Genomic DNA, 5777 nt, shown 5'->3' with positions numbered 1-5777 from the left:
TCTCATGTAATCCTTTAAACTCCTATTTAAACATACATGTGAAATTCTGCGAATGAGCGAGCATTCGTGAGAAAAACCTTATTCTCTGAGGGAGCGGAATAACTTCAAATAGATTTCTTAATTCCTTTATTTAACCCAATTATTATTAAAACTAGTCCAAGTATTAAGAAAATCCCTACGAATATATTATCAAAAACACCAGGCATATTTGGTTCAGAAGGATACTGTCCAGACCCATTAATTTTTATTGGAACAACTTCACTAATCCATTTAAAAACAGCAATAAATCTTTCCACTGTGTACAAAATGCCACTTAATGCAATCAGTCCCAGACCAGATATAAAACTGCTCTTCCACATTTGTTGTCTCCCCTCACTAAAAAAGTAATCGTATATTTCATAGGTGTGATTATAACACATAACCTATTGCGCAATCCTGCCCGTTACTTCAATGAGCATCAAAAAGGAGCTGTCCTCGCGGCAGCTCCCCCACTATCGTTCCCCGTTAGCGTGATCACTTATCTAAGCCTCATGGTTTTAATGAATTAGATTTCCACATGGACCTCCGGAGGGAAAACCGAGATATACTCGTCAATCGTATCATACGTGATTTTGTTTCCTTCCATGGCTGCTCCCCTCCTTTTGTGGCCCTTGTTATTTGCGGCGTTTCCGGGCAATTCTAGAATAGAAAACGATTGCAGTGATAAGCATGCTAATAAAACCAATATTTTCTGCTGGTCCCTGTTCCATCCCGAACACCATGCAAAAATTCGTAACCAAGCTCTTAACAAGCAGCGCCATTACGATCAGCAATAGCGGACGCATAATATTATATTTTTTCAACTGATCTAACACTCCTGACTGCAACCGAAATTAGACAGGCTCCCTCTAAATCCGACACTTGAAATCGCTTTTACGGGAGCAATCCCGGCAAGTATACCAGTTTCCTGCTCGTTCGTCCAACCTTTCAGCTTTTATGTTTCTATAACGTCATCGCCTGCCCATACTTTGGGTAGCCCTCTTCTTATTGAACTATCGTACCCGTTTAGTTCAACCTAAACTCCATTTTTCTACTCTTCGTTGTCATTCCGAATGATTCATAAAATAAAATTGCAGAAGCATTTTTCTCCGATACTCGAAATCAAGGCGTAAATAGCACCGCCGGGGCGGTGCCCTTCATGTAGATGGACAGCATGAGGGGCACCTTTTTCATTTGTCTTCGACGGTTTGAATCTTGGCCGTTAAGCGTACCTGTTATTCTGCCGCTGCTTTTGCAGGCTCTCGTTGGAATGGGGCCATGCTTGCCATTTCCTCGTCCATCGTCCCCATATGTTCCATATAATCTACGCCCCACTCGACCAACGACTGCAGGACAGGGAGCAGCTTTTGCGTAATCGGCGTCAGCGAATACTCGACCTTCGGCGGCACTTCACGGTATACCTCGCGGTGGACGAGCCCGTCCTTCTCCAGGTCTCGGAGCGTATTCGTGAGCATGGATTGGGTGACGGACGGCAGGGTTCGCTGAATTTCGCTGAATCGTTTTGCCCCGTCATGAAGGATATACAAAATATAAACCTTCCATTTTCCCCCGATCAGGCTTTGCGCCGTAAATATCGGACATTTCTGAAGCTCTCCGTCGTATTTCGCCATAAGGATCTCTCCTAATAGTATGTTTTTTGATACTACCTATTAAAAATAACAGTACTTGAGATAATAATCAGTATCTTATATTCTACTATTGTAACAAATCGAGAGAAAGGAGTAAACACACGCACCGCCGGTAAAATTTCTTTTCATAGACACATCGGGCTGCCATTTTTTGCACCATGCTGTAACTGATGGAGTTACAGACAATCCTTATCAGAGAGGGTGTTACTTATTAAAAAACCATATGTTTCCGTACTATTAGCCGTTTTGCTGTTCATTTCAGCCTCAATTCCGGCCCTTGCAGCGGGCGACAAGGAGATCAAAATCGTCATCGACGGGATAGAGGGCACTTATGCGGATGCCCCGGTGTTGAAAAACAGCAAAGTATTCCTGCCGGTCAGAGCCGTCGCGGCCAATCTGGGGATAAAGCAAATCCTTTGGAACACGGCTGAGCAAAGCGTCACGATTCAAAACGGCGATATAACCATTTATTTCCGGGTGGGTAGCCGGGAAGCGCATGTCGGTGAAAAAGCGGTCCAACTGTCTGCAGCGCCCTTCGTATCCGGCAGCGGCAAAACATACGTCCCGGCCGACTTTATCGGGCAGGCCTTCGGCAAGCAAGTCGCTTGGAACGCTTCCGCCAAATCCATGTCGATCGCAACAAGGAATAAAGACAAAGCGGCCGAGGTTCTGAAGAGCTTTGAAACCGGAGACACGGGACCTGCTCTGAAATGGATCAGCGCCGATAAATACATCCAGCATAACCTGGCTTTCCCGAGCGGGAGAGAGACGATCGTGGGAGCGATCGGGCAATTGAAAGGCGCGGGCGTAACGTATGATATCGCTCGGGTCATTGAAGACGGCGACTATGTAGCCGTTCATTCGCTCGTGAACTTTTTCGGTTCGAAATCCGCCGTATTCGATATTTTCAGATTCGAGAACGGGAAGATCGTGGAGCATTGGGACAATCTGCAGCCCTTTGCCGCACCGAATCCGAGCGGTCATACGATGATCGACGGCTCGACGGCGATTGCTGATTTACACAAGACAGCAGCGAACAAGAAGCTGGTCGAGCAGTTTTTTAAAGATGTCTTTATGGGTCAAAACCCTGCGGCATTCCCGACCTACTTCGAAGGCGACAGCTACACCCAGCATAATCCGATGATCGGAGACGGCATGTCGGGGCTGGCGAAAGCATTGGAAGAGTTTGCGAAACAAGGCGTCACTTCGAGCTACGAGAAAATTCATATGGTTATTGGGGAAGGTAATTTCGTATTGGTCGTAGGGGAAGGGACACTTAACGGCGCGTCAACCGCCATTTATGATCTTCTCCGCGTGGAGAACGGAAAATTCGCCGAGCATTGGGATGTCATTGAAACGATTCCGCCGAAGGATCAATGGAAGAATGCAAACGGAAAGTTTTAAGCCGCGGCCCGGACGGAAGCACCTTGATGTAAGCTGACGCGGGAACAAGCCGATCCTATCGGTATAAAGAACGATTGTACAATACAAATTAATCAGCCCGTGGATTGACGAACTCGTTTTTAGCATCCGCGTTCAGCGATTCCCGGATCATCAGTCCCGCCTTCGCCCATCCGTTGGTGTTCGTCTAGCTATTCACTCGGGCAGTGACGGTCTGATTCCCGGTCACCGGGATATAGCTAAATTGGAGCGCGGTACCCCAAATATTCGAGCCTGTCCATCCGGATATGTTGCCCACTTCAAAATCGCCGTTTTGGACCAGCACGGGACTTAGATTTATGCAAAATTGTCAAACGCAATTATTTTGACCGTACAAATTCCTCCGATCGTTGCGGATGTAGAATTGGGCCCCGTGGTAAAGGCAATGGACGTGCTGTGAAAATTATTATCGGAAACAACGCCTTTGTTGATCTGGGCGCTGCTACGTGAACGGTTCCAGAAGCAAATAAACAACCTGAGTCCCTACAATTCAGGAATCAGGTTGTTTATTTGTTCTATTTATTAACTGTCTACTTAACGGAGGTCACTTCACTTTCATCTTTTAGATGTTACCAATTCGCTGAAGGATTAGCATTTATTCTCTGCCGGCTTCGATGAATTTTTCGGCAATCTCTTCCGGTTCCTTGTAGACGGTGGTCATATGGTCTCCATCTCCTTCGATATACCGGAAGATACCGAGACGGCCGGATTGCTTCGGATGCCACGCATAGTCTTCCGTTTGAGGAAGTACGTTATCTTCCGTTTGAGGAAGTACGTTATCTTCCGTCAGGTAGAGGTAACTTTTTGGAATTTGCAGGTTGTAGAACTTTTTCAGATCCAATTTTTGAACCAAAGGACCTACCGGCTCAGGAGCAATTTTTCCGTATATCGCTTTGGCTTCCTCGAGGCTGGCTGTATTCGTGAATGCCTCCCTGAACAACGGGAAAGGAAGCATGATCGGGCGATTTTTTGTCTGCTGGAGGGTCACTTTCTTATTGCCTTTTTTAACTTTCTCACGGAACGATATTTTCAGGATAGACTGCCACTGCTTTATGCTATCGTATCCATTAGCTCAATGAAGAACTGCACGGTCAATAATTAGTTCAATTTCTCTAACAATACCTTCAGTTCATCTGAAATCGGCACAAATTCAACACCATTCCCGACATCCGCGGCATTACCATTTTCGTAATAACTGAATTGAAATATAATTGGACCTTCTCCTTCTTTTTGAGAAGTCAAATGTCTAATAACAACCAGTTTTTCCTTACCCATTTCCTTATTGCGGTTAAAAAAGTCCGATTCAGATGAAACGGTTTCTTTATGTTTTTTCAATTCGTTAAAAATAAAATGAATCTCTTTCTTGTCATTTACTCTCGAGGTTTCTGTCCAGCCATTTTCTTCAAATGATAAGTATTCAATCTGAGCAGGGTATCTATAAATACTCCAGTCATTACTTGTTATTTTATCCTGCTCAAATAAGATAGGATTGAAAATAAATTTTTGATTGATAAAAATGGAACTTAATAATATCAAGACACTAATTAAAATAGCAGTTATGCCAATTCTTCTCAAGTTGATCCCCCTGCATCCATTAAGGTCGGTTTCCTGTTTTCGAGCTATTGTTATTTCTTCAACAACAAACCTTTATTTAACCTTTTCAATCTTTGTTAAATAACTCCCCTTAATTTCTCCATCTTTAACCTGAAGTCTTTGTACCTGCCCACTCTCATTAATATTTTTCTGAGTTTTCATATCATTTCCCAAGCAGTCAGCATAGCTGCTAATAGAAATAAAACAATCATTTTGGTGTTTACCAATTTTTATAACCTCCTTTAAACTGACTCTTTAGCAATAAAGAAAACAAGAATTTATCCTCAAATGGTAACATGAATGTCTGATTAATGATTAATCCTTATTATTCCAGTATACTGCCCGATAGTTGAGCAGACTGCCGGTATGATCGGCAGCCTGTCGTCATAGAGCTATCGTTCCACGTTAGAATCAACTTTGTCTCTGGCAATCCACCTTCAATCGTTGTTCTGACTTGCTCTCCCAGTTGATCATAGCCGACGACCGTTATTTCATTGGCGGCTAGGAGAGAGTTGGTTTCCCCATTCAAATCCTACAAATCCCATCTCATCGGCAGTCCGCTATTATTTTCCGTTATGTGTCGGTAGAGCCCTCTGTCTCTCGTTGTTGGTCAGCTATTATCCGAGCATTGTGTTTTTTATATCATTCCTCTTCTGGTCCCTTTGCCACCGTTCGATCTTAGCTAATTTCCTTACTATGGTTTCCAGCCTGAACACCACATAAATCGGAAAGAGTAAGAACAGAATTACAACTGGCCAATTAACCATACATCAAACTCCTTTCCCTTTTTGGAGAAAATGATTTGTTATAGCTTATGAAAGCGAATCCCTATTTCAAGTTCTACTATATAAGGCCACCGATCTTGTCGGCAGCCCATATATTACAGACATTAGACACACCAATTATAAAGGGTCAGTCGCCCAAAGGATTCCAATTTGTACATTGTCAAATGCGACTATACCTGTATCAAACGTATTCGATAGGGAATTAGTTATTGTTGTCCAAGAGTAGAGCCTAAAGTAGCCGGAATTTGAATCAAATTTCCCATTTGTATAAAAAACGGCGTCAGGCTGGAAT

The 5777-nt window shown here is 43.6% G+C and carries 7 protein-coding genes; 1 reads left to right on the top strand and 6 read right to left on the bottom strand.

The window, feature by feature from the left end; all coding sequences use genetic code 11:
• Positions 1-104: 104 nt before the first annotated feature.
• The 3 genes from DFP97_RS29820 to DFP97_RS29805 all read right to left on the bottom strand — a co-directional run bounded on the left by DFP97_RS29820 (position 105) and on the right by DFP97_RS29805 (position 1649).
• Positions 105-359: a hypothetical protein gene (locus DFP97_RS29820; RefSeq protein ID WP_114384291.1), complete on the bottom strand. Its 255-nt coding sequence runs from the start codon at positions 357-359 to the stop codon at positions 105-107.
• A 294-nt stretch (positions 360-653) separates the two neighbouring features.
• On the bottom strand, positions 654-842 hold the full coding sequence (locus DFP97_RS29815) for a hypothetical protein (protein WP_114384290.1): 189 nt from the start codon (positions 840-842) through the stop codon (positions 654-656).
• A gap of 411 nt (positions 843-1253) precedes the next feature.
• Complete coding sequence (locus DFP97_RS29805; protein ID WP_114384289.1) at positions 1254-1649, bottom strand: winged helix-turn-helix transcriptional regulator; 396 nt, start codon at positions 1647-1649, stop codon at positions 1254-1256.
• A gap of 219 nt (positions 1650-1868) precedes the next feature.
• Here DFP97_RS29805 and DFP97_RS29800 point away from each other — a divergent pair, with 219 nt between their 5' ends.
• On the top strand, positions 1869-3071 hold the full coding sequence (locus tag DFP97_RS29800) for a stalk domain-containing protein (protein ID WP_245976650.1): 1203 nt from the start codon (positions 1869-1871) through the stop codon (positions 3069-3071).
• A gap of 631 nt (positions 3072-3702) precedes the next feature.
• Here the strand turns inward: DFP97_RS29800 and DFP97_RS29795 are convergent.
• From DFP97_RS29795 to DFP97_RS30500, 3 genes are all read right to left on the bottom strand, one after another.
• A complete protein-coding gene (locus tag DFP97_RS29795; protein WP_181873744.1) occupies positions 3703-4095 on the bottom strand; it encodes a hypothetical protein in 393 nt (130 codons plus the stop codon).
• A 110-nt stretch (positions 4096-4205) separates the two neighbouring features.
• Complete coding sequence (locus DFP97_RS29790; RefSeq protein ID WP_114384288.1) at positions 4206-4682, bottom strand: hypothetical protein; 477 nt, start codon at positions 4680-4682, stop codon at positions 4206-4208.
• A 343-nt stretch (positions 4683-5025) separates the two neighbouring features.
• Positions 5026-5229: a hypothetical protein gene (locus DFP97_RS30500; protein ID WP_147275123.1), complete on the bottom strand. Its 204-nt coding sequence runs from the start codon at positions 5227-5229 to the stop codon at positions 5026-5028.
• Positions 5230-5777 lie beyond the last annotated feature (548 nt).

It is taken from the genome of Paenibacillus prosopidis, from assembly GCF_003337375.1.
GTDB classification, from domain to species: domain Bacteria; phylum Bacillota; class Bacilli; order Paenibacillales; family Paenibacillaceae; genus Pristimantibacillus; species Pristimantibacillus prosopidis.
This window is presented reverse-complemented; position numbering and strand designations above follow the sequence as displayed.